Below are 22,614 nucleotides of genomic sequence, written 5' to 3'. Positions count from 1 at the left end.
TGTATAATTTTTTACTATTTTTGACATGCATATTGGGATTGGTTTGGCGACTTTAATATACTGAAATTCAGTATATTAACCCAATATGCATCCTTCTATTTTCGCTAATTCATTTCACCCAACGGGTTAAATTATTTATTTTGATAACTACCGAATAATTTAATCATCCGATCGGGCTGATTTGTAATTATTCCGTCCACACCAAAAAAAACCAGTTGTTTCATATCCTTTTCGTCATCCACAGTCCAGGGCAAAACCAAAACTTTTTCGGCATGGGCTTTCTTTACAAGTTCTTCATTCACAAGTGAATAATAGGGACTATAAATTTCCGGTGTGAAGCCCAGTTTCTTGATATTATCTTCAAAACTATCTTTATTCATGATCAATAGAGCCAGTTTCACTTTTGCATTTTCCTTATGCAAAACCTGCAAAGTGCGAACATCGAATGACTGGATCGTTGTTCTGTTTTCAATCTTCTTTTTCCTGATCACATCCATTACCAGCGACACAAAAACATCAGGTGCAGGATTATAAACTCCGTCGCCTTGAGGTGATATTTTCGTCTCCATGTTATAAAAAACTGGTTTTAACTTGTTCTTTTTAACATAAACCTCAACACTGTCGATCAGGTCTGACAAGAGGGGTTTGTATGTTTTCATTTTCTTTTGCTCCGGGAAACGCGGATGAGGTTTTGTGCCACCGTCAAATTTCCGGATACTATCATAAGGCATTTTATACAACGCCAAACTTTTTTCTTCCTCCTTTTTGATGTCAGAACCATCAGGTTTACGCATGAAGTCAGAGGACATATACGGATCGTGTGATACCACCACTTTCCCATCTGCGGAAATCACACAGTCCAGTTCGAGTGTTTTTGCACCTAGTTTGACAGCATTAATCATGGACGTAACCGTGTTTTCTGGATATAAACCCATTCCACCGCGATGCGCCTGAACTTCTGGTTTTTGTTGTGCAAAAGCGCCGCCGGAAGAAATAATGCCCGCAGCGACTAGTGATAAGAAAATATATTTCATAAGCTTGCAATTGATTTTAGTCGGCAATTTTTAGCTTTAAATCGACATTATTGATTTTTGAAATATTATGAAATTGTTAGGAATAGGTTTTGTCACGCAAAGCAAAAAAGGTTAACGCGAAGTACGCCAAGTTTTTTTGCGTCCTTTAAATTTAACTTCCCTTCTTTGCGTTAAAAAAATATTATCCCTTAAAACCTTATGAACCATATCAAAACCTTTCTATTCCTTCTTTTATTAACCACGATTTCGGCCTGTAATAATTCCGCCAGCAATCCAAGAGAAGCCGCTGAAAAACTGACAGGTAATCCAAAATGGTACATAAATGAAATCTACGCCAACGACGCTCCCGTTTTTAAGAATGGAAAGCTCGTTGAGCAATTCGGCAGCGTGAGTTTTGAGCGGTATATGGAGACTGTAAGTTTCATTAACGACGGCTCCTTTTCCGGCTATTTTGTCGGCGACACAAAACCTATGACTTTAAAGTGGAAAACGAATGATAAAAATATCACCATTTTCTCCGCTGATCCAGTCGCCGCAAAAGGTGGAGAATGGACCATTGACCCCAGCGATGTTTCTGATAATGCATTTAGTATGAAGACGCAAAGCACGGCCTACAATTATCCACAGATGACCAGGATCGAATTAAAGTTCAGGAAAGAGAAGTGAAATAATGTTATAGTTCTTGTAAAATAAGATCTTTAAAGGTTACCTGCGCTTTCCCGCCGCCATGTATTTGTAGTCCGATAATGCCTTTTTGTGGTATGGACTCATCAGGCTCCGTATAATCCACGGTTTGTTGTCCGTTGAGCGAAATACGGATACGTCTGCCCTCACAGCGTACTTCATAATTATTCCAGTCCCCGGTTTTCAGGATCTTTTTGATCAGCATGGAATCCGGACTGATGAGTGTTTTATTTCTGCGTGATTCGTCGTAAAGACTTCCCCAATATCCCTCACCAAGATCAGCCTGATACCCGATCATTTCGTAATCCGGTTTTTCAGTGCGCTTACTCCTGAACTGAACACCGGTATTAATAAACCCGTCTGTCCCGGATAACTTGAATGTCACGCGGATGACAAAATCTTCGTAGCTTTTTTGGGTACAAAGAAAATAATTGTGATCGACAGTTTCTGTCAGGGAACCGCCCACAATCGCACCATTTTCAACACGCCATGTTTTCACCGTATCGCCTTCCCATCCATGAAAATTTTTTCCATTAAAAAGTACTACTTCCTTTTTGAGCAACATTGACACGCAAGTAAAAAGCAGCAATAAGATACTGAGAAGCGTAATCACTCTGGACATAACAGTAAAGTTTAGTATTAACCTGAAAAGCCATTATACACTAATTTTTTACCTGAAAAATCTGACAATAATGGGCGGCAAAAAACAGGACAGGCAGAAAATAAAAAAAGGAAGATATAAATCCCCCTTTTTTCATCCCATAAATTTCAAGCCTTCTTCTCCGGAGGCCGATTTTGATTCAAATTATTTACTTGAATCGCTTTTCAATTTTAGCTCTACAATATTTGCTTTTTGAGGAGCAGTGTAGTTTTGAGTTTTAGCAACAGCTTCTTTTTGAGGAGCAGGAGTTTCCAAAACAGTCACCGAAACCGGAAGGGATTTGTTCGCAGTTGTAGCAATTGCTTTATCTTCAGTATTAGCGTTAGCAGTAGTAAATATGGTCATTGCTATCATAGCACCAGCCAAAATGTTTATTGTATTTTTCATTGTTACTTATGTTTGTGTTTGTCTTTTTGTTTCACTCTGATTTCTTGTACAAATATAATACATTATTTCGAATACAAACGTTCAGAGCCTATTAAAACAAAATTAAATTCCGTCAATTATCCTGAATTACCAGTAAAACCAAAAGTACTAGAACTATACATATTTGCACTATACTAATAAATTGACTTATTTTTAGCCGTCAAATCTTGGAATTGTTATGTAAGTAAATTTTGAGTTCGAATAACAATCCTCTAACTTAAATCTCTATTGCGCTTTAAACCATTTAACATTCTCATTTCCATGCCAAAAACAGAATATTCTATGGTTACCAATTTTTATATTTTTGACTCAGAAAAATATTCTTAATTTTTTTTAAAAATATTTTCAGAAAAGCTGATTTTTATGATCGAACGGTCAAAAATAGTCTTCAAATAAGCCCTACGATAAATTACAAGGTAGAATATCATGGTTATTTCAATCGATATTCAGCGCCAATCTCGGTTTTATCATCACATTTAAAACACAAAAAAATTTCACAACTCTGATTTAATTTAAAAACATAACGAGGAACTTTTCAGAATGAATGACATGTTAATTGGAATATCGGGAAATTCCGATATGCAGTAGACATGGATCAAATAGAAATATTCAAGGCGCTGTCAAACAAAACCCGGCTGGAGATTCTGACCTGGCTGAAAAATCCTGAATTACACTTTGCACCGGAGCATCGCAACGCGGATGGTGTATGCGTGGGAATGATCCAAGAGAAATCAGGTCTTACGCAATCGACCGTCTCTGAATATTTAACAATGCTTAAAAAAGCGGGACTGATCGAGGCAACCCGGGTTGGTCAGTGGACCTATTATAAAAGAAATGATGAAGCTTTTGCTGCATTGAGCAAATTGATTGAATCGGAAATTTAACATGATTATTAACCAAAATTTTTTATGAGTTCTGAACCATTGTTCAAGCCTTTTAGCTTGAAATCACTCAACATTAAAAACCGTATCGTCATGGCACCTATGACGCGGTCATTTTCACCAAATGGTATCCCAACAGAAGACGTTGCATCCTATTATAGCAGAAGAGCTGCCGGCGATGTTGGTTTAATTTTATCGGAAGGTACCGTAATTGACCGTCCGTCTTCATCCAACGATGCGAACGTTCCTCACTTTTATGGCGAAGAAGCTTTGAATGGCTGGAAGAAAGTAATTGACGGCGTTCACGAGGAAGGCGGAAGCATGGGTCCTCAAATCTGGCACATGGGAATTATGGCCAATCACCACAGCGGATGGACGCCATCTGTTCCATTTGAAGGTCCTTCGGAATATAATAGCCCGAATCTGGCAAATGGTGTAGCGATGACGGAAGCCGATATTGCAGAAACAATCCTGGCCTTCGGACGCGCTGCGGCTGACGCAAAAAAACTAGGATTTGACTGTCTGGAACTTCATGGCGCACATGGTTACCTGATCGACCAGTTTTTCTGGGAAGCGACCAATAACCGTACGGATCAATATGGCGGAAAAACCCTTGCGGAACGCACCCGTTTTGCAGTGGACGTAATTAAAGAGGTGAGAAAACAAGTGGGTGAAGATTTCACAATCATACTTCGCTTGTCGCAATTCAAGCCTGCTGACTATAATTTTAAACTTGCCAAAACGCCCGAAGAAATGGAATCCTGGCTGCTGCCTTTGTCGGAAGCTGGTGTTGATATTTTCCATTGCTCGCAACGCCGTTTCTGGGAACCAGAATTTGAAGGATCTGACCTGAACTTTGCCGGCTGGGCTAAAAAAATCACTGGTAAACCAACCATCACAGTAGGTTCAGTTGGATTAACGGGTGAATTCCTTGCTGCATTTGCGGGAGAAAGTTCTCAACCAAGTTCGCTTGACGAATTGATGCGTCGTTTCAACAGAGGAGATTTTGATCTGGTTGCTGTTGGCCGTCCAATCCTGGCGGATCCACACTGGGTTGAAAAAATACGTGACGAGAAAACCGAAGAACTTGTTGGTTTCTCGAAAGAGGCACTAGGGGTTTTGTTGTAACATTTATTATTCCCTGTTCATTGCATGATGGACAGGGATTCTTTTTTCCTTTCTGATGAGTTTTCAGCAAACGAGTTATTTGAATAGCAAACATTACAAAAAAAACGCGTTGCAAACGCTACACCAAACAACACTGATTGTAAATCAGTGTTAGCTGTTTGGCCGTCCTAGCTTCGATAACTGATGTAGTTATTATTGAACGAGCCATCGGAAAATAAATCAATGATTGCATAACCCGCTTTGGTTTCCTGGGTTTTCCCAAACCAGTAGTCTCCGCAAACGGCTCCATTGCAGCAATATGTCACGCCGTTATAGACAACCTGATCGTGCAAATGGATATGCCCGCTTACCGCCAGCTTCACGTTTTTATGTTTGTGAAATAAAGCAACCAACTCTGCGCAGTCGGTATGCATCCAGCCTCCTGGCACATGCCAGTCATCTTTTTTAACATTCTGCCCGTCTAAAAACACACAGGCTGAAAGAATCGGAATATGCGAAATGACCATCACCGGAGTTTTGTCTGATGTTTTTTCCAGATCCTTTTCCAGCCAGTCCATCTGAGCTTCTCCTAATTTTGCCGTATAACCATGTCCATCAAATTTTTCATGGACACTGTCCAAAACGATAAAATGCCAGCCATTCTGATCGAAGCTGTAATAGGCTTCTGCAAGTTCGAGCTTATCAACCGCTCTTTTTTTGCCATCCTGAAAACCAGTGGCTTGATCCTTTTTCAATAAAATATCATGATTTCCCACGCAGGTAAACACGCGCAAAGAATTCTCACGCTGCAAGACTTTTTGATACATATCCCATTCCTTTTCCGATTTTTCGAAGGTGGCATTTTTCGAACCCATCACGACATCACCGCCGTTAAGGATGAAATCTGGTTTCACGTCGAGATTTTGCAGATGGTGAAGACATTTTTTAAATCCGTGCGCCGCAATGAGATTAGGCTGGATATGAATGTCTGTCAGGTGGGCAATACGCATAACGCGCTTGGGATTTTCGATCTTGTTATTTGCAACCGACCATGTTGGCAGTGACAAACTCCCCGCTATCAAACCAATATTTTTCAATAAACTTCGACGCTCCATTGTTTTTTGAACTGGTATTAACAAAGTTCGTCAATGGTATTGTCGGAGATGTTTAGAAATGGTTACCTTATTGTTAAATATTTAATTTTACTATTGAAGAGATTTGCATATTAGTTAACTTCAAAAAGCTCCGCATCGACCTTTTTGGGTTCGGGAATATAATCAGAACCATCCAGGAAATTATTTTTTGCGCCATCCATTAAGGCTGGTATGGAATCAAAAAAAACGCAAGTGATGGTGCGCTGACACCTAGAATATAAGAATCTCTAACAGCGCCTCCATAAGACGGGCATAATACAAAAGCGTTAATGTCCGGCCCGTTTAAATGAACTTCGGAGAATGTACTTTTGAGTCTTTCTACCAATATTTCTTTATCCATGTCATACGATTACGACTGTCTCCTTCGAATTTTATAAATCATGCTGCATATTTCCCTTTCACATCCAAGATAAAGAAAATCCATATTCCACAAAAATTTCCCGACCTTTGCAGTTCCAAAATTAACAAAACAAAAACTGAATTTCTCAGACTGCCTTGGTTCTCTCAAAGTGCTCTGATCCAATAAATATGAAAGTTTGCATAGCCGAAAAGCCGAGTGTAGCGAAAGACATAGCCGAAGTGCTCGGAGCGAAGCAGCGTAAAGATGGATATTATGAAGGCAATGGATATCAGGTAACCTGGACGTTCGGCCATTTTTGTACCCTGAAAGAGCCGCACGACTATCATGAACGCTGGAAATTCTGGCGGTTGGAGGATTTGCCAATGATCCCGGCGAATTTTGGAATCAAATTGATCGATAATCCCGGTGCGTTGAAGCAATTTGGTGTTATCGAAAATCTGGTCAAAAACTGCGAAGAAGTAATAAATTGTGGCGATGCCGGCCAGGAAGGAGAGCTCATTCAGCGCTGGGTTTTACTTAAAGCAAAATGCGCCGTTCCTGTCAAACGCCTGTGGATTTCTTCACTTACCGAACAGGCTATACGCGAAGGATTTGAGAAATTAAAAGAAAGCGATCAATACAATAATTTATACGCTGCCGGAAGCGCAAGAGCCATTGGCGACTGGCTTCTGGGCATGAATGCGACCAGACTTTTTACGAAAAAATTCGGTCAGGGGAAAGTTGTTTTGTCCATCGGAAGGGTGCAGACACCCACTTTGGCCGTCATTGTTCAGCGTCAGAAAGAGATCAATGCTTTTGTTTCCGAAGAATATTGGGAGTTAAAGACGACATACCGTGATACAGAATTCACTGCGACAATTGACCGTATTAAGAAAGTTGAAAAAGCAGAAAAAGGGCTTGTATACCTCAAAGAGCACCTTTTTGAAATAACTTCATTTGAACGGAAAGAAGGTAAAGAAGGTAATCCGCGTTTATTCGATTTGACCTCACTACAAGTTGAGGCCAATAAAAAATATGGATATTCAGCCGAGGATACTTTGAAACATATCCAGAATCTATACGAGAAAAAATTCGTAACCTATCCGCGTGTTGATACCACTTACCTTTCAGAAGATCTGCATCCAAAAATTGCAGGAATTTTGGCAGATCTGAAACCGTATGCAAATCTGACTGCGCCACTTTTACAGCAGCCGATTCCGAAATCAAAAACTGTTTTCGACGACAAAAAGGTAACGGATCACCATGCCATTATCCCTACCGGCGTTTTTCCTAACAACATTAGTATCGACGAAAAACGGATTTATGATCTGATCGTTCGAAGATTTATCGCCGCTTTTTATCCGGAATGTAAAGTGGCCAATACGACGGTGCTTGGAAAAGTCGGGCAGGTTGAATTCAAAGCGACCGGTAAACAAATCCTGGAAATGGGCTGGCGGGAGGTATATGCCAATGACGCGAGTGCGAAAAAAGAAGCCGCTGACGAAGAACGCATTATGCCAGATTTTGTCGTCGGCGAGAGCGGTCCGCACGAGCCGAGAATACATCATGGCAAAACTTCACCTCCAAAAGCTTTTACCGAAGCGACATTGCTCCGCGCCATGGAGACGGCTGGCCGGCAGGTGGAAGATGAAGAAATGCGTGAGATATTGAAAGACAACGGAATAGGTCGCCCTTCAACACGTGCGAACATCATTGAAACACTTTTCAAGCGAAAATATATTGAAAAGAAAAAGAAAAATCTCTACGCCACGCAGACCGGAATTGACCTGATCGATACCATTCAAAATGAGCTTTTGAAAAGTGCCGAGCTGACCGGCAACTGGGAACGTAAACTCCGGCTGATCGAAAAAGGCGAGTATTCGATGGATACTTTTAAGCAGGAATTAATTCAGATGGTCGTTGATCTTACCAAAGAAGTGCTCTCAAATCGGGGTGGTATGATCAGTATTGCCCAAGAGCCTGTCGTTGTTGAAAAAGAAGAAAAAGTCAAAAAAGAGCCAAAGCCAAAAGAACCCAAAGAAGAAATTGCAATAGAGACGTTGAAATGCCCGAAGTGTAAGGAACATTTATTAAAAAAGGGGAAAACGGCTTACGGATGCGGTAATTTCCAGGTTTGCGGTTTCAAAATCCCTTTTGAACTCATGGGCAAAACCCTGACAGACAAGCATGTTTTTGATTTATTAAGTAAAGGAAAAACGACTAAAATCAAGGGACTCCTCATCCCCGGAAGTGATTCGCCTATCGATGCAAAACTCGTTATGAACGGTGATTTTAATATCGGGGTAGAATAAATATTTTCCCAAGGCTGTTTCCCTCGCCATTGGAGCTAACGACTAAGAAGTCAGATTCTCTTATCTGTTTTATTTCTTAATCATTAAATCCAGACATTATGAAAACGTCTATCAAATTTCTCTTAACAAGCACGCTTATCGCTTTAATGGTCATCCTCAACGGCTGCTCCGGCTCCGACGGAGAGGTCGGGCCAAAAGGCGATACCGGAACAGCCAATGTGATTTATTCCGGCTGGATATCCACACCATTTTCCGGAAGCGGCTCTACTTACACCGCCTCTCTCGCCGTTCCGAAATTGACACAGGAAATGCTGGACAAGGCAGATATCCGTGTTTACTGGTCCGAAAGCGGCCGGGTTCTTACGCTACCATACGCTCAGACTTTAAGTGGCACCTCCTATACCGTACACCAACGCTTTTATCCAGGACGTATTGATTTCGTCGCTAATTATTCAATAAGCACGCAATCTTTCAGATATGTCATCATACCTGGCGGTGAAACGGCGAGAAAAAATTCACTTAGCCAAATGTCCTATGAGGAGGTGAAATCGCTTTATAACATTCCTGACTGATCCTCTTAATTAAACACAAACACATCAGAACCGAAAAACCAGGCTCTGATGTATTTGTGTTTTCAAGACTTTCCCGATTATCATCCCTCATTTCATGCTAGATACTATCATGAAATTCTCCGCAGAAATGAATACAGGAGGATAAGTTGGTATGTCCGGAACTTCCATGCCCTGCCCGCATGTAGCCGGTCTGGCTGCCCTCGTCGCCTCGAAAAAGCCAAATGCAACTTTTGGAGAAGTCCGTGATATCATAAAAAATAACGTGGATGCCATCACGCCCGACAAACCGATCGGAACAGGACGGGTAAATGCTTTCAAATCAGTCAGAAGCGCGCTTGCTATAAAGACAGGACCAAATACCTATTATTATAATTTCCGCGGAAACGAATGTGATGCTAAGCATCAGTGAATTTAGCAATGCGGCTAATCCGGCTGGCAGCAGATTCATAGGATCGGCGAGATATACCGTTTGTAACATTTCACCACGTGAAGGCGTCGTCGTTGTCTGGGTAGAAATCAGCTGGGCAAGTCCGATTAATATCTTCTTTGGGCTGCTGGTTAGTTAGCAGCTACTCAGGTATCGTTTTGCTTTAAAGTTAATCTTCCCGGAACAGGAAACTTCCGGGAAGATTACCATGAAACATTTATTCCTTAACCTTCAACAGACTTAAATTAACTTGTCAGAAATTTAAAATCCATAAATATTACAATTTTTTCAAGCTCAGTCACAACCTCATCGACCACTTAATCATTTTCGTAAAAATTTATTAAAGATGGTTACAACCTTTTGCCATGTTTCAGAGTCTTTGTATTAGATTTGCACAAGTTTACGTATGTAAATTAAATTTTAGCTATGAAATCTTTCTTTACCACCGCGATTGCCATTACCCTTTTCGTGCTTTGTCTTGTTGAAAAAGAATCAAAAGAACGCGATTTGAAAGCGTCACGGGCCAAAACATACATTGCGGACAGTACTAAAACAAGTGATTCGAGCAATGCTGAGCCTGCATATGCGGAACTGGACAACGGTACCCTCGAATTTTCCCCTGAAAGCTTCCAATTATCCGAACTTGCAGTTTCTGACTCAACCGGAAAATCATTTGAACCAACTCCATTTCTTGGTAAACTACCATTACTGAATAAATTATTTTCTGCAAACGAGGTAAATTGAGGCGGCTAACGGCTTTCTGCGGTCGGCTTTCACATTTTCGTGTGTAATGATATTTTTTCGACTTTCAGCGGAAGTTGATAGTAAGAGTATTTGTGGATTTAACTACAAAGTATTTCCTTGTTTCAGATCATTTCGTGATCATGCCCCAAAGCATAACAAAAGTTTCTTCCATTACTTCCTTCCTCTGTTCCGCCGACAAATCTGCATTAACAAGATACTGATGCGTTCCATACACGTGGCTGCCTAAAATTGTGCCGATCAGGGCTGGCCGCAATGATTTCAACACACCATCCAGGCTCGCCTGCCGCATAAGCCCTGCATGTAAACGCGTTTGTTTTTCCTTGTCCTCATCAGAAACTTTGGCCAGGTGCGGAGAAAAGTGAAACTGCTGGATAAAATGAAATTGCGGCTTATTTTCAAGCCCCCATTCCAGCGAAGCGAAGTATACCCTTTTCATTCGCTCTTCCAAGGGATCTTGCTCATTCAGTTGTGCCGCAAGATACGAATTCAAACTTTCCTTCGTCCGGTTGTAGAGCGCCACAATCAGGTCTTCTTTTGTTTTGAAATAATGAAATAAAGTGCCGTTAGCCACCCCAGCCTCTTTGGCTATCTTACTCGTAGGCGTGCCGTGAAAGCCAAACTCCACAAAAAGTCTCAACGCCGCAGCTAATATTTCCTGTTCTTTATCCATTTTTAGATTGACTGATCACTCCATAAAAATACCTCTTTAATACCATCCTGCAAAATGCCAGGCTCAATCCATCCGCTATAATATTTCAGTATGATTGTCAAACTATCTTCCACATAACGTCCGGATACTCTGCTGACCTTTCAAAATTATTCTGTCAAAAAACTTCCAGGACAGATCAATGCACATAGCTAAATATGATCTTTGTCAGTATTTTAAATTAAAGCCGCCATCTCGCCTATTTTATAAGACTTTTACCAGATTTTCTATTTTAAAACAGCCCTTCGAAATTTTTCGACACTAATACTATTGAATAAATACTTATTTTTGCAACCATAAAAAACACATCCCTCCGCAAAATATGAACGTTCTGATTATCGAAGATCACCCTCTCATCAGGTCCGGTCTTCAGCAACTATTATCTCAGGCAAACAGTCAGGTAGCAGTACAATACGCCGGCACTTTTCCCGAGGGAACCTATCTGCTTGAAAGAGAAAGGTTTGACCTGCTTATCCTTGATATTGACATACCTGGCGGACAAAATATCAGAATGATCGAATCCGTTCGTTCCAGGCAGCCTGAAATCAAAATTCTCGTTCATTCTGGTTATGATGAAAACGTTTACGCCATCCCGTTTCTGCAGGCAGGTGCGGACGGCTATCTGCCTAAAACATCTTCTCCGGAAGAATTTATCGTAGCCTACCAAGCGGTGATGAACAATGGAAAATATACCAGCCCGGTTATTCAGCAAACCATTCTGACGAACTTGGCTAAGCACGGCCAAAAACAGAAAAACCCGCTTAGCACACTTTCCAAAAAAGAAATGGTCGTAATGCACCTGCTCATGGAAGGAAAATGGACGAAAGAAATCGCGGCTATACTTGAGGTGAAAGAAAATACCGTCAGCACCTATAAAAGAAGGATCTACGACAAACTCGAAGTTTCTGACGAAATCCAACTGGCCAGAAAAGCATCTTTGTTGAAAGGATAGATAGGGCGGCTTTCGGCGGTCGGCAATCGGCTGTCGGCTGTCGGCTGTCGAAAATCTGCGGCCGGGTTTTGGCTTTCAGCAATCGGAATTGGCAGAAATTTCTTCCAGGCAATAATCCGATAGCTGAAAGCCCGAATTCCCTGCCGATAGCCGACCGCCGATTGCCGACCGCCGACCGCCGACCTCAATATTCAAATACCAGATGAAACCGCGTTTGGTCTGAATCAGTTACCCGGATAGAAACGCCAACCAGATCTGAAACTTCCTTCACGATCAGCAAACCGAGACCTGCCTTGTTGGTGGATGAGGATGGATCATCTTTGTCTTCCATCGGCGTATTGATCATATTCATGACGTGCTGCGGGATACCGGTTGCCGTATTGGCAATCACCATTTCCACCTTATGGTCTTCATGTAGATTCGTATAAATCGCAACTTCCCCGTTTGTGGTAAACTTGGAAGCATTGTCGATCAGGTTATGGATAAGAATTGAAACCATTTGCAGATCGGAATTGATCACAATATCGTCGGGAATATTGTTCGTAAAAACCGTGTTGTTCATCTCCATCATATTCCTGAACATCGCAAACTTTTCCTCCACCAGTGCTCTCAGCCCGATCTCCTCAAATTGTAACCGGTTACCATAAACGTTCACACGAATGTAGTTAAGCAGATCTTTTAAAAGAGCACTCATTCTTCTGGTAGAATCTGCGATAATCTCGCTTATTTTCCCAACCTCCGGAATTTTCTGTGCTTCCAGCAAAGGCGGAATATTGGACGAAGTGATGGCGACAAAATTAAGCGGCGACTGGATGTCATGCGTCATGGAGGCCAGCAGCCTGGACAATACATGCATTTTTTTACTCATTTCATTTTTTGATTCTTCCAGCCGGAGCATTGTCCTGTTCAATTCTTCCGTCCGCTCGTCGACAAGTGCCTCCAGTTTCTGTTTTTCCCGCTCGATCTTGCGCAGTCGCAGCCTGCTATAACCATATATTGCAGCTGCCAGCGCAATCACATAAAACAGGATTGCCCACCAGGTCTCATACCAGCGCGGCGGCACAATCAGATGGATTCTTTTGATATTATACTTTTCAAAACCAAAACCATCAATTTTCCGAATCAGCAAGGTATATTCACCAGAACTTAAACTTGAAAACCTGATATCGGTTTCGTTGGCCGCAATCGGAATCCAGTCTCCGGCGCTTTCCTCGGTATGCGCCTTCACCAACGCATACGACATATTCAGGTTGTCAGGATTTCCAAAATAGGGCGTCGAAAAATGGAAACGCACATTTCCGGGATTCAAATTAAAACGGATCGTATCACCCGAATAAGGCAGCAATTCCTGGTTAACCTCAACCTTATCAAGCACAATTCCTCCCTCAGGCATGTAGTTTTCCATCTGCTCAGGCTTAAACCAGACCAGCCCGTTTAGGGAAGGTATTGATATATATCCGTTCGCCAGCGTTGCAGAACACGGATCGCAGCCGCCATTGAATTCATTGGTATTAAAACCCTCCTCTTTGGCATGATACAGATAAAAAAGCTCCGCAGATTGTCCGGTTTTCCCCGCCGTCCAGGTGGATTTTTCGTCAGAAGTCATTTTCCGATCAGCATAATACAATAGATCTTTCCGAAAAATCTGGAAAAGTCCTTTGTTGGTAGGTATCCAGAAATATCCGCGTTTGTCGTCAATAATGTAATGCGGACTTGCCAGATATTTGTTTTTATCCAGTGGAAAAACGACAGGTTTATCATCCTGACCCAAAAGCATGATGCCATGGTCAACGGCCGTGAACCAGCAATGTTTATCCTGGTCCACGTAAATACTCGTGATATGAAACTTTTCAGTCCCGGGTATCAGCGTCTTCTTTTTTGATTTGATACCGACCCGATACAATCCTGCGCCGGTCCCCAAAAGCAAAGATTCCGCAGATTCAGACTTGATCGCAGTAATTTCCGGGAAAGTATCTTTGAAAAAAGGTACGGGAACTGCATCTTTATCTTCTGGATCAATACTGAACAGACCATTTTCATAAGTACTGACCCAGATTTTGCCCGACAATCCCTCATGGATTCTATTGGCCGAATTCCTGAAATCCCACCGGCCGATAATTTTTTCCAGTTTACCATCGACACGATACAAGATCGTTCCCAGCGGAATCCAGTAGGTATTGTGTTTGTCCCTGATCACAAATGTTTTATCAGCAGGATTGATTTTATTCAGAAACGTCACCAGCCTGTCCGTCACCCGCCCGCTCTTCATATCTTTCCCGATAACATTTCCCGTGCCCGTCAAAACCGTGTTTTCGTCATAAGGAATGTGGTCATAAAAAACATTGTCCCGCGCATCTCCCTTGATGTTGATGACCTGAAACTGTTGCCTGCTTAGCACAAAAAGCCCTTCGGTCGGACTTCCTAAAAATATCTTTTTGCTCTTTTCATCAAAATGGATCAGTTCAATCCCTTCCCCAACAAAATCAAAATCCTCCACAAGCAGCCGTGTCGACAAGCTTCCGGTTTGATTTTTATATAAGGAATACAGGTTTTTGCCCAGGCACAGATAAGCCTGGTCGCTTACGTTGTTCCAGTATAAAATGATGTCTTTCTTTCTGGTTTTGTAAGCAGGATCTGACTGAATATCACCTGCCACAACCGTCGTCACCGGCTCCTTGCCTGCAAAACCTGTGATCTCGTTCCGGTCCTTCTCATAATAAAATAGCTCCTCACCTATCGAAAAATAGTTCCAGAGATTATGGGCCTGAAACTTTCTGCTGAAACTTTTTTTCCAGTCAACATAATACGTGATCTGATCCTTATGGCATACGAAAAAATTCTTGTCGCCGTATGCCGTCGTAACCATGTAACGCTGCAAGACCGTGCTGTCTGTTACGAAATTCGGAAGGCCCGCCGCCAGATGAAAGCTGGGAAACCCTTCCTTGAAAGGAGCCAGCTTTTTCAGATAATTGTATTTATACAATGTATCACGCACCGCCCGGCCATGCTGGATTTTGACGGTTTCCCATCCCAGAAAAGAGGCATAATACAGATCCGTTGATTTTCTGTTTGCCGGGGAAATATTTTTTAAACCTTTGTCTTTTGAAACTACCCGGCCAAAAATTACATGGTTGTTGGAAACGTTAAGATTGAGGCGGTTGAAGTTATAAAAATGCTGACCGTCAAACCTGACCAGGCCGTCTTCCGTGCCCAGCCAGATGAAACCTTCCGGATCGGCAAATATTAGTTTGATACTGTTTTGTGGTAAACCATTTTTGCTGGTGTAGTGTGTGACTGCATAGTTTTTCTGTGCCAAAACATAACCCGGCATCAGTAATACCAGGAGGATAACCCGGCGTAACAAACCTTTCTTCATATTCCTATTCTTCAGTGTGAGGGATGATTGGTATAAAAAACCTGTTTACGAACGAAGCAAAAAAAGTTGAGCTGTCCGCGTACAGGCATAGAATTCTTAACGAATGGATCTCAGATGAACAGAGATCCGGGGTTTACAGCCTACATTACACTCGTAATATCTTCTAACATTAGCGTAGTATTTCTATGTCCTGGCACCGCCATAACGGAAAATAACGACGAGAGATGATTCTATTATTTTTTTTCTATCACTCTACAACTTTTTAAAATGGCTTTCCGGTACTTTGCGGTTAAGGATGGATAAATCTGTTTAAATCCTTAAATAGTACACAAAATCACACTTCAAAACACGCTATGGACCATTTACCTTATCAAATTAGAAAAAAAACAACTCCGCCCCAAGATTATTTCATCACCCTGATTCGACTGCGAAATCGAAGTTCCAGATTTTCCAGGTCGAAAATTGTACTGAACCCATTTATGTAATCGACAAACGAATGTCGAGATGTCCGACACCTTGCGTAGAACTTTGGAAGAAAGTATGGTTCTCTCTTGTATACAAATAGTATACAGATCAATAAAATAACGCTATTTCGTGATGAAAATGTTTACAAAACGTATAATCATACGCGTACAAGCTTCTGGCGATATTTTTTTCAAAAACTTATTCAACGGTAGTTTTATGGGCAATCCGGGCAGAAAACATATCGGATACAGAAATGCAGTTTTTGTATTAAAAAAAGACAGCCGGACTGAATCGACAACTTACAAGAATAATTTCTACAAAACGGACGGTTTACGTGTACAGCAAGGCGGTAATTTTATTCTCAGTTTTGAGATACAAAATAGGTTTACAAAAGCAACAACACACATATCTATAAACGATACACATCTATGAACAAACTTTACTCTCCTATTACCGGCTCACATGTATGGTTTAAACTACTGGTGCTCGGCCTATTGTTCATCCTCGTTGCCATCGCCCGAAATTAATTTTTATTCCTTTTGTGACTAAATGCGTTTGCATGTGTCTCAAAAATAAGAAAGGCATACAACCTGGTTTTCACTATACACAACTTAAAATCAAAACCCTCCTGGTTTTCGCCGAAGCGGCCGAAACCTCCCAGGCTGGTTATGGCCCGGGTTCATCTCAGCCAACATAACCACAACAACCCAACAGTTCACACATTATTTAACCACAACAATCACACAAAAACGTACACACAATGAAAAGAAAACAACTATTATCTAACACACTTTGCTCAGCACTTTTTGCAGGAGCAATGTTACTAAGTTCAACGGTCTTTGCGCAGGTGAAGATTGGAGATAACCCGACTGCGATTAATGCCGGATCAGCATTGGAAATTGAAAGCACAAACAGAGGTTTATTAATGCCTCGTATATCTTTGACAAATACGACTACTTGGGGTTTGGCTGGGACTGCGGTTGCTGGTATGCATGTATATAACACAAATGCTGCAATTGCATCGAGTAACATTCTTTATCCGACATTAGTCGCCAAGATTGGAGAGTATTATTGGGATGGCACCGGATGGGTTGCACTCGCTCCCGCTTTGAAAACAACAACAATTGCTTCATTTTCACAATCTACACCTGGTGTTACAGCTGATATCCCCTCCTCGGCAGTTGGAACGTGCGGCGTTGGTATTGGACAAGCGATACCGATTTGTGCCTATAATTTAAATAGAAATGCTTCTTTTACGGTAAACAATGCTAATAATGATGTAACCGTAGACATTACAGGTACATATTCCGCAGCATACAATACTACTCAGTTCAATTTTTTTCTTGTTCTAGCGATTGACAAAACGACGCCTGGTGTTTTCGAAGCAGTTGACACGTTTTTCTTTACTCACTCAGGAACAGGTTGCTCAGCATCTTATATTAATGCCAAGACCGCATTACAGAATTACTCTCCCAGAACTTACAACGTAAGAGTTTACCTTCTTCCCTGGGTAAATGGTGGTGTATCGGCAAGAGTTGGTGTAGGAAAAGAATCAATCGCGGGAGCATGTGGTAATAACGACTTTGCTAACCAAAAGGTAGTTGTTTCCGTAAGTCAATAGTTCTTTAACTATTCAAAACCGATTTGCAATCCGTTTTGAGTGGTGCAGCGTTTGAAACGCGAAAAGACAGACCGAGAGTCATTACCCACAACACCAAAAATAATATTACACACACTAATCTTGAAGTTTTGAATACCAGACAAATCTTTACAAAAGCACTGTGTCCTGCATTATTCGCAGCCATGCTTTTCGCCTCATCTTCGGTTTTCGCCCAGGTAAAAATCGGGACGAATCCTACGACGATCAATGCCGCTAACAATCTGGAAGTGGAAGCTTCTACGGCTGGGAGAAAAACCAGTATTGATAAAACAACCGGGCAGGTAACGATTGCGGATGGTACGCAAAAATTTGGGCGTGTATTCACATCCGATGGAAACGGTGCCGGAAGCTGGCAGGCAGGTGTCGTGTTTGCGGGATATGCCACCAGTCAAAGCGTTGAACAGGACAATGCCGGAACAATAATTAATATCATCCCCGACTTTGACCCTGAATCAGCATGGAACAGTGCTACCAAGGAGTATACAATCTCTGAGGCTGGTTACTATTCCATCTCATTTTCCGGTATCAACATTTTTGATGATGGTTATTCCAATCCGGTAGCAACAGGCGGTTTCGCCTTGCAGCAATCCGGGGAAACGATCCAGATAACGGAGATGACTTCGCTGGAAAACAGGGATATGCCGGTTGGCAGCGCGCTGGTGGTAAAAGCAGCAGCTGGGGATAAAATAAAGCTAATCAGCTCAACCCAGTTTTTAGCCGGCCCACAAACCTGGACGATGAAAAAGGCGGCGATGACGATTTCTTTAATGGTTAAGGATTAATGGTTAATGGTTAATGGTTAAGGGTTAATTGTTAATGCCGCGCCGCGCAGGCCGGGCAGCCCGTGCCGTTAAGGCTGGTATTGATTACAACAAAACACAAACGATTTCACACATTAAAACAATTAAAATAATGAAGACAAAACAGATTTTTTCAAAAGCACTATATCCTGCGTTTTTCGCAGTAATGCTTTTCGCCTCTTCTTCGGTTTTCGCACAGGTGAAGATTGGAACGAATCCTACGGTGATTGGTGCGGCTAACAATTTGGAGGTTGAAGCTGCAAATAATAAAAAGGTGATTACCGACAAAACAACTGGCACATTAAAGGTTGAAAACAAACCAAACTCATTGATAACCGATAGTTTAGTCACGCGAAGTGTCGATGGAGAATTACATCAAATGTCACAAAGTCGTTTGCTTGATCAATTGAAAATCCCTGTAACTGTTTTTTCAGCTACACTAACTTCTGACTATATAATACCAATTTTCGCCGGTCAGGATCAATTGAGTCAAAGAATCCCTCTTACTCCCCGTTCAGGATATTCTACTGGCTGGAATGCCGCTACTAAACAATTTACCCTTCCAGCAAATGGCTTTTATCAGGTAGAAGCGGGTTTGGTATGTCAAGGGACTGGTACAGTTGTTCCGGGTACTACACTAGTTACCAGAATTTGGTCCTCCCAAGATGGTGGAGGAGCATTTCTTGCCGGAGTACAACCTATTGCTATTGGAGGAGGAGATTGGCAGTCAGTAGTCTGGTCTGGTGACTGGAACGCGGGATCAACAATTTCTCTAAATGGATATACCCAATTTGGATCACTTAACACAGGTAGGTGTATTATTGGTCGTTTGAATATTACCAAAATTCGCTAACTATAAACTAGATACCCAAGCTAATTCCTATGTGAGATAAGTATTGAGTTGTCGAGCGTTTACCACTCTTCCAAACCTAAACAGTGGTATGTGTCTTCGCGAACTACGAGTACCCCTCCCGCACTTTAACCAATATTTTTTAAATTAAACTACTACACACAATGATCAAAAAACAACAACTCTATAAAGCACTCTTCGCTGCCTGTATGCTTTTAGGCTCCTCAGCAGTTTTCGCCCAGGTAAAAATCGGAACGAATCCTACGACAATTGATCCTGCAAATAACCTGGAAGTGGAATCTTCTACGGCGGGGAATAAAGTCAGTGTTAATAAAACAACGGGTAAAGTAACGATTGCGGATGGTTCGCAGGGGAATGATAAGATTTTGACATCGAACGCAGCTGGGGTTGCCACATGGCAGGCTGCTTCTGACTTAAAGATTCAACGGACTGTATTCACAGGATACTTCACAGGAAGTTCTACACTTACTACCCCGTTACCTGGTAATATTACCCGCATTCCTTTTACTACTGCAAATCCCTCTTCTGACTACGATGTCTCAACCAGACAATACACTATTCCTAGTGCCGGAATGTATCGAGTGGAATTCAACGCTCAACTCAATAACCTTAGTGCCGGAAAAGTTTACTGGAACGAATGGGTGAATTTGATTTCATCAGGATCAGTTTTAAAAGTAGCGAGTTTCATTGTAAACGGTGGAAGCGGAGGATGGGGACCAGCCTTATTTCTAACTGGTGTATTTGCGGCAGGAGATAAAGTAGAAATTCAGATTGCTTCATATGATCCAACACCAACTTTAATAGCTGACCCAATGACATTTAGTAACGGAAGTTTAATCGTAACTAAACTGGATTAGCTCAAAATACTCCGATTTGCAATCTGTGCGAGCTGATGATGCTCAAATAATTAGAAGTTGCAGCGGAACAAGTAACCACTCCCAGCACACAATCAGTAACAATACACACAATTAACAAATCTTAAAGATGAACATAACAAATACACTTCCCGGTTCTAAAAAAGGCTGGATGAAAATAATGGTCGCGGCAGCGATGCTGGCTGCGGGTACGGCCGCTCAGGCGCAGGAAGGCGGCCAGGGCAATACAACCATCTTCGGAGGCGCGCAAATGACGTTTTTCGGTAATCACAATTTCTTAACCGGAGGCTCAGGCACGCAGCCGGGCGTTATCCTTACCGAGCGCGCAACAGCCAACATCAGTTATCTAAACTTTTCCGGCGCTGGCCTTACGGCTACGGGAGTAACGGATGCCAGTTATGTGGATGGTTATGTACGCAAGTATGGCACAGGACAGTTCATTTTCCCTACGGGAGATAATGGTTTCGCAGGTCAGTTTGCGGCTTCGGCTGATGGAACGAGCGGTGCTTATTATCACGCCAATCCGGCAACGGCTGTAACAAGCAACCTGTTTACGGGTACTAACTATCCTGCACTACCTACTGGCGGACCATTCCCAACCGGGCTGCTGAACAGAGGCGGCGGGGTTAAAACCGTAAGCAGTGTTGAGTACTGGGATATTGACGGTGCAACAGCCACGCCCATTACCCTTACCTGGGATGCGGGCAGCAACGTATCTACGATGACTTCCGGAATTTTAACTGCCCTGACAATCGTAGGCTGGAACGGCACACAATGGGTACGTATACCTTCGACCGTAGACGCCACCTCAGTCCTTGGCGGTGCAAGCAGCCTTACCGGCGGTTCCATCACCACGAGCATTTCGGTCGTTCCAAATACGTATACGGCCTATACGCTGGGAAGTCTGGGACCTGATGTTTCACCGCGTATCAGCGTGGTACCGGGTATTGTACATGGTACGCAGCAGCTGGAAGTGATGCTGTCGGTGGTGGAAGTAGGCAATGCCATTGCTACAAACGGGCAAATTACGATAAGGGTTGCAAAAAATCCTGTCCTTTCCAATTTTACCTGGACCCCATCACAGGCGACTGCTCCGGCCAACGGCGATGCCACGGTACAGAACAGCATCTTTACTGCTTCGGATACTGATCCTGCTTATTACATATTTACTACCACCGCTTCCATCCCAAGGGGTACACAGAGAAGGCTGGTATTCTATGTCACCTTAAATCCGAACAGTACAGACGGCAGCTTCCCAATGACCACGTCGATCCCGGCCGGACAAGGGGGAGGAGAGGTAAATGTACTCAACAACCAGGACGCAGATTTAATAGAGTTTTTCACTAATTAACATTCATTAATCTTTTTTACTATGAGAAATTTTTCAAACATTTTACTAGTAATTTTACTGGTCTTTTCAGCGACATTTAAAGCAAAGGCGCAAGCTGTGGATATGGCACTGCTGAGTCCGTTTGTGGCTCCTTCCCCGACGAGCTATCCGGGAACTGCTTCCATTAGTCTTGCCATCGTTGCTGAAATCCTGGATGAGCAACTGAGCAGCGATGATCTGGGGATCAGCTACGCAACTCTTACCATCTCACTCAGTAACCTGCAAGGCAGTGCTTCGATCCTGCCGACAGGTGCCGGTGCTGATCTTTTTACCTGGCAGTACAATGCGGTTCAGAATGTTTACATCGGTAAATCCAAAGATGCACTTATGCCAGCAGATGCAATCCTGCCAATCAGTTTTGCCAATCTGCCGGTAATAGCGGCAGTGACGACAAACACGACGGGTTTCCTTGCTAACCTAACTCCTCCCGGCGATTTATATACAAGTGAGTCAAATGATGATGCTGTACGTATTTATACTTCTGCACCGCTTCCTGTAACACTTGTTTCGTTCACTGCGAAGAAAGAAGGTTCGGTTGCGCTTCTTAACTGGGCGACTACGGAAGAAACAAACAGTGATCATTTTGAAATTCAGCACAGCGTAAGCGGTAAAGAATGGGTAAATGTTGGAGAAGTGGCTTCAAGCGGAGACAGCAAAGTGTTGAAAAATTATTCTTTCAGCCATGTTAAACCTGTACACGGACAAAACCTGTACCGTCTGAAAATGATCGACAGAGATCAGACTTTTGCATTCAGCCGTATCCAGAGCGTATCGTTTGAAGGAATTGCAGCTGCTGACCTGTCAGTATACCCGAATCCATCAACAGACAAATTGTTCATCCGCGACAATGGTACCGTGAAAGAAGTTGTGATCAACAATCTGAACGGAAGCGCGGTTTATAAAGCATCGTCATCTTTTGCATCAGGCAGCGGCCTGATTGATGTAACAAATCTTCCACAGGGAATGTACATCGTAAAAGTGACCCGTACTAATGGCCTGGTCTCTACATCTAAGGTTGTAGTAAATAAGTAACGTTATTTATTCAGGTGGTTCTTACAACCCGTTTCCCGAGCCGGGAAACGGGTTTGTTTTTTTACTACCTGCCTTCTGCGTGTATTGATATCCGGCTAAGGTTTATCAGGGTTACAAGGTCAAT

23 protein-coding genes are annotated in these 22,614 nt (G+C 42.4%); 16 read left to right on the top strand and 7 right to left on the bottom strand.

The window, feature by feature from the left end; genetic code table 11:
• Positions 1 to 131: 131 nt before the first annotated feature.
• On the bottom strand, positions 132 to 1,034 hold the full coding sequence (locus tag L0657_RS13815; protein ID WP_235151384.1) for a glycerophosphodiester phosphodiesterase family protein: 903 nt from the start codon (positions 1,032 to 1,034) through the stop codon (positions 132 to 134).
• A gap of 198 nt (positions 1,035 to 1,232) precedes the next feature.
• Here L0657_RS13815 and L0657_RS13810 point away from each other — a divergent pair, with 198 nt between their 5' ends.
• On the top strand, positions 1,233 to 1,700 hold the full coding sequence (locus tag L0657_RS13810; RefSeq protein ID WP_235151383.1) for a hypothetical protein: 468 nt from the start codon (positions 1,233 to 1,235) through the stop codon (positions 1,698 to 1,700).
• Positions 1,701 to 1,707: 7 nt separating this feature from the next.
• Here the strand turns inward: L0657_RS13810 and L0657_RS13805 are convergent, their stop codons facing one another.
• Both L0657_RS13805 and L0657_RS13800 read right to left on the bottom strand, forming a co-directional pair.
• A complete protein-coding gene (locus L0657_RS13805; protein ID WP_235151382.1) occupies positions 1,708 to 2,340 on the bottom strand; it encodes a DUF1080 domain-containing protein in 633 nt (210 codons plus the stop codon).
• A gap of 183 nt (positions 2,341 to 2,523) precedes the next feature.
• Complete coding sequence (locus tag L0657_RS13800; RefSeq protein WP_235151381.1) at positions 2,524 to 2,766, bottom strand: hypothetical protein; 243 nt, start codon at positions 2,764 to 2,766, stop codon at positions 2,524 to 2,526.
• A gap of 629 nt (positions 2,767 to 3,395) precedes the next feature.
• Between L0657_RS13800 and L0657_RS13795 the strand changes: the two genes are divergently transcribed.
• Together L0657_RS13795 and L0657_RS13790 are read left to right on the top strand one after the other, a co-directional pair.
• The gene (locus L0657_RS13795; RefSeq protein ID WP_235151380.1) at positions 3,396 to 3,689 is read left to right on the top strand and encodes a helix-turn-helix transcriptional regulator; all 294 of its coding nucleotides are present in this window, start codon (positions 3,396 to 3,398) and stop codon (positions 3,687 to 3,689) included.
• Positions 3,690 to 3,713: 24 nt separating this feature from the next.
• Positions 3,714 to 4,814, top strand: coding sequence for an NADH:flavin oxidoreductase (locus tag L0657_RS13790; RefSeq protein ID WP_235151379.1), 1,101 nt, complete (start codon positions 3,714 to 3,716; stop codon positions 4,812 to 4,814).
• Positions 4,815 to 4,981: 167 nt separating this feature from the next.
• Here the strand turns inward: L0657_RS13790 and L0657_RS13785 are convergent, their stop codons facing one another.
• Both L0657_RS13785 and L0657_RS13780 read right to left on the bottom strand, forming a co-directional pair.
• Positions 4,982 to 5,908 carry a metallophosphoesterase gene (locus L0657_RS13785; RefSeq protein WP_235151378.1) on the bottom strand — a complete coding sequence of 309 codons (927 nt, stop codon included), beginning with the start codon at positions 5,906 to 5,908 and terminating at the stop codon, positions 4,982 to 4,984.
• Positions 5,909 to 6,107: 199 nt separating this feature from the next.
• Entirely contained in the window at positions 6,108 to 6,287 is a 180-nt protein-coding gene (locus L0657_RS13780; protein ID WP_235151377.1) for a hypothetical protein, read from the bottom strand.
• 188 nt (positions 6,288 to 6,475) lie between these two features.
• Here L0657_RS13780 and L0657_RS13775 point away from each other — a divergent pair, with 188 nt between their 5' ends.
• From L0657_RS13775 to L0657_RS13755, 5 genes are all read left to right on the top strand, one after another.
• A complete protein-coding gene (locus L0657_RS13775) occupies positions 6,476 to 8,599 on the top strand; it encodes a type IA DNA topoisomerase (protein WP_235151376.1) in 2,124 nt (707 codons plus the stop codon).
• 98 nt (positions 8,600 to 8,697) lie between these two features.
• Positions 8,698 to 9,171 (top strand): collagen-like protein, encoded by a 474-nt coding sequence (locus L0657_RS13770; RefSeq protein WP_235151375.1) that lies wholly within the window; start codon positions 8,698 to 8,700, stop codon positions 9,169 to 9,171.
• A 151-nt stretch (positions 9,172 to 9,322) separates the two neighbouring features.
• Positions 9,323 to 9,580: a S8 family serine peptidase gene (locus tag L0657_RS13765; RefSeq protein WP_235151374.1), complete on the top strand. Its 258-nt coding sequence runs from the start codon at positions 9,323 to 9,325 to the stop codon at positions 9,578 to 9,580.
• A complete protein-coding gene (locus tag L0657_RS13760) occupies positions 9,564 to 9,737 on the top strand; it encodes a hypothetical protein (protein ID WP_235151373.1) in 174 nt (57 codons plus the stop codon). Before L0657_RS13765 ends, L0657_RS13760 begins: the two co-directional genes overlap by 17 nt.
• A 287-nt stretch (positions 9,738 to 10,024) precedes the next feature.
• Entirely contained in the window at positions 10,025 to 10,342 is a 318-nt protein-coding gene (locus L0657_RS13755) for a hypothetical protein (RefSeq protein ID WP_235151372.1), read from the top strand.
• Between the two features lie 127 nt (positions 10,343 to 10,469).
• Here L0657_RS13755 and L0657_RS13750 read toward each other — a convergent pair whose 3' ends face one another.
• Positions 10,470 to 11,033 carry a TetR/AcrR family transcriptional regulator gene (locus tag L0657_RS13750; RefSeq protein ID WP_235151371.1) on the bottom strand — a complete coding sequence of 188 codons (564 nt, stop codon included), beginning with the start codon at positions 11,031 to 11,033 and terminating at the stop codon, positions 10,470 to 10,472.
• A gap of 358 nt (positions 11,034 to 11,391) precedes the next feature.
• On the opposite strand from L0657_RS13750, the gene L0657_RS13745 reads away from it, so the two are divergent.
• The gene (locus L0657_RS13745; RefSeq protein ID WP_235151370.1) at positions 11,392 to 12,021 is read left to right on the top strand and encodes a response regulator transcription factor; all 630 of its coding nucleotides are present in this window, start codon (positions 11,392 to 11,394) and stop codon (positions 12,019 to 12,021) included.
• Positions 12,022 to 12,205: 184 nt separating this feature from the next.
• Here the strand turns inward: L0657_RS13745 and L0657_RS13740 are convergent, their stop codons facing one another.
• Entirely contained in the window at positions 12,206 to 15,397 is a 3,192-nt protein-coding gene (locus L0657_RS13740) for a HAMP domain-containing sensor histidine kinase (protein WP_235151369.1), read from the bottom strand.
• Positions 15,398 to 16,421: 1,024 nt separating this feature from the next.
• Here L0657_RS13740 and L0657_RS13735 point away from each other — a divergent pair.
• From L0657_RS13735 to L0657_RS13705, 7 genes are all read left to right on the top strand, one after another.
• The gene (locus L0657_RS13735) at positions 16,422 to 16,559 is read left to right on the top strand and encodes a hypothetical protein (RefSeq protein ID WP_235151368.1); all 138 of its coding nucleotides are present in this window, start codon (positions 16,422 to 16,424) and stop codon (positions 16,557 to 16,559) included.
• A 63-nt stretch (positions 16,560 to 16,622) separates the two neighbouring features.
• The gene (locus L0657_RS13730; protein WP_235151367.1) at positions 16,623 to 17,483 is read left to right on the top strand and encodes a hypothetical protein; all 861 of its coding nucleotides are present in this window, start codon (positions 16,623 to 16,625) and stop codon (positions 17,481 to 17,483) included.
• 23 nt (positions 17,484 to 17,506) lie between these two features.
• Positions 17,507 to 18,304: a hypothetical protein gene (locus L0657_RS13725; protein ID WP_235151366.1), complete on the top strand. Its 798-nt coding sequence runs from the start codon at positions 17,507 to 17,509 to the stop codon at positions 18,302 to 18,304.
• A 130-nt stretch (positions 18,305 to 18,434) separates the two neighbouring features.
• A complete protein-coding gene (locus L0657_RS13720) occupies positions 18,435 to 19,175 on the top strand; it encodes a hypothetical protein (RefSeq protein ID WP_235151365.1) in 741 nt (246 codons plus the stop codon).
• A 161-nt stretch (positions 19,176 to 19,336) separates the two neighbouring features.
• Positions 19,337 to 20,050, top strand: a complete 714-nt coding sequence (locus tag L0657_RS13715) for a hypothetical protein (RefSeq protein WP_235151364.1) — start codon at positions 19,337 to 19,339, stop codon at positions 20,048 to 20,050.
• Between the two features lie 127 nt (positions 20,051 to 20,177).
• A complete protein-coding gene (locus L0657_RS13710; protein ID WP_235151363.1) occupies positions 20,178 to 21,419 on the top strand; it encodes a hypothetical protein in 1,242 nt (413 codons plus the stop codon).
• A gap of 21 nt (positions 21,420 to 21,440) precedes the next feature.
• Positions 21,441 to 22,490: a T9SS type A sorting domain-containing protein gene (locus L0657_RS13705; protein WP_235151362.1), complete on the top strand. Its 1,050-nt coding sequence runs from the start codon at positions 21,441 to 21,443 to the stop codon at positions 22,488 to 22,490.
• Positions 22,491 to 22,614: the final 124 nt, after the last annotated feature.

It is taken from the genome of Dyadobacter sp. CY345 (assembly GCF_021502725.1).
Taxonomy (GTDB): domain Bacteria; phylum Bacteroidota; class Bacteroidia; order Cytophagales; family Spirosomataceae; genus Dyadobacter.
Note: the sequence above shows the minus strand (reverse complement) of the source record. Positions and strands in the feature narration are given on the sequence as shown.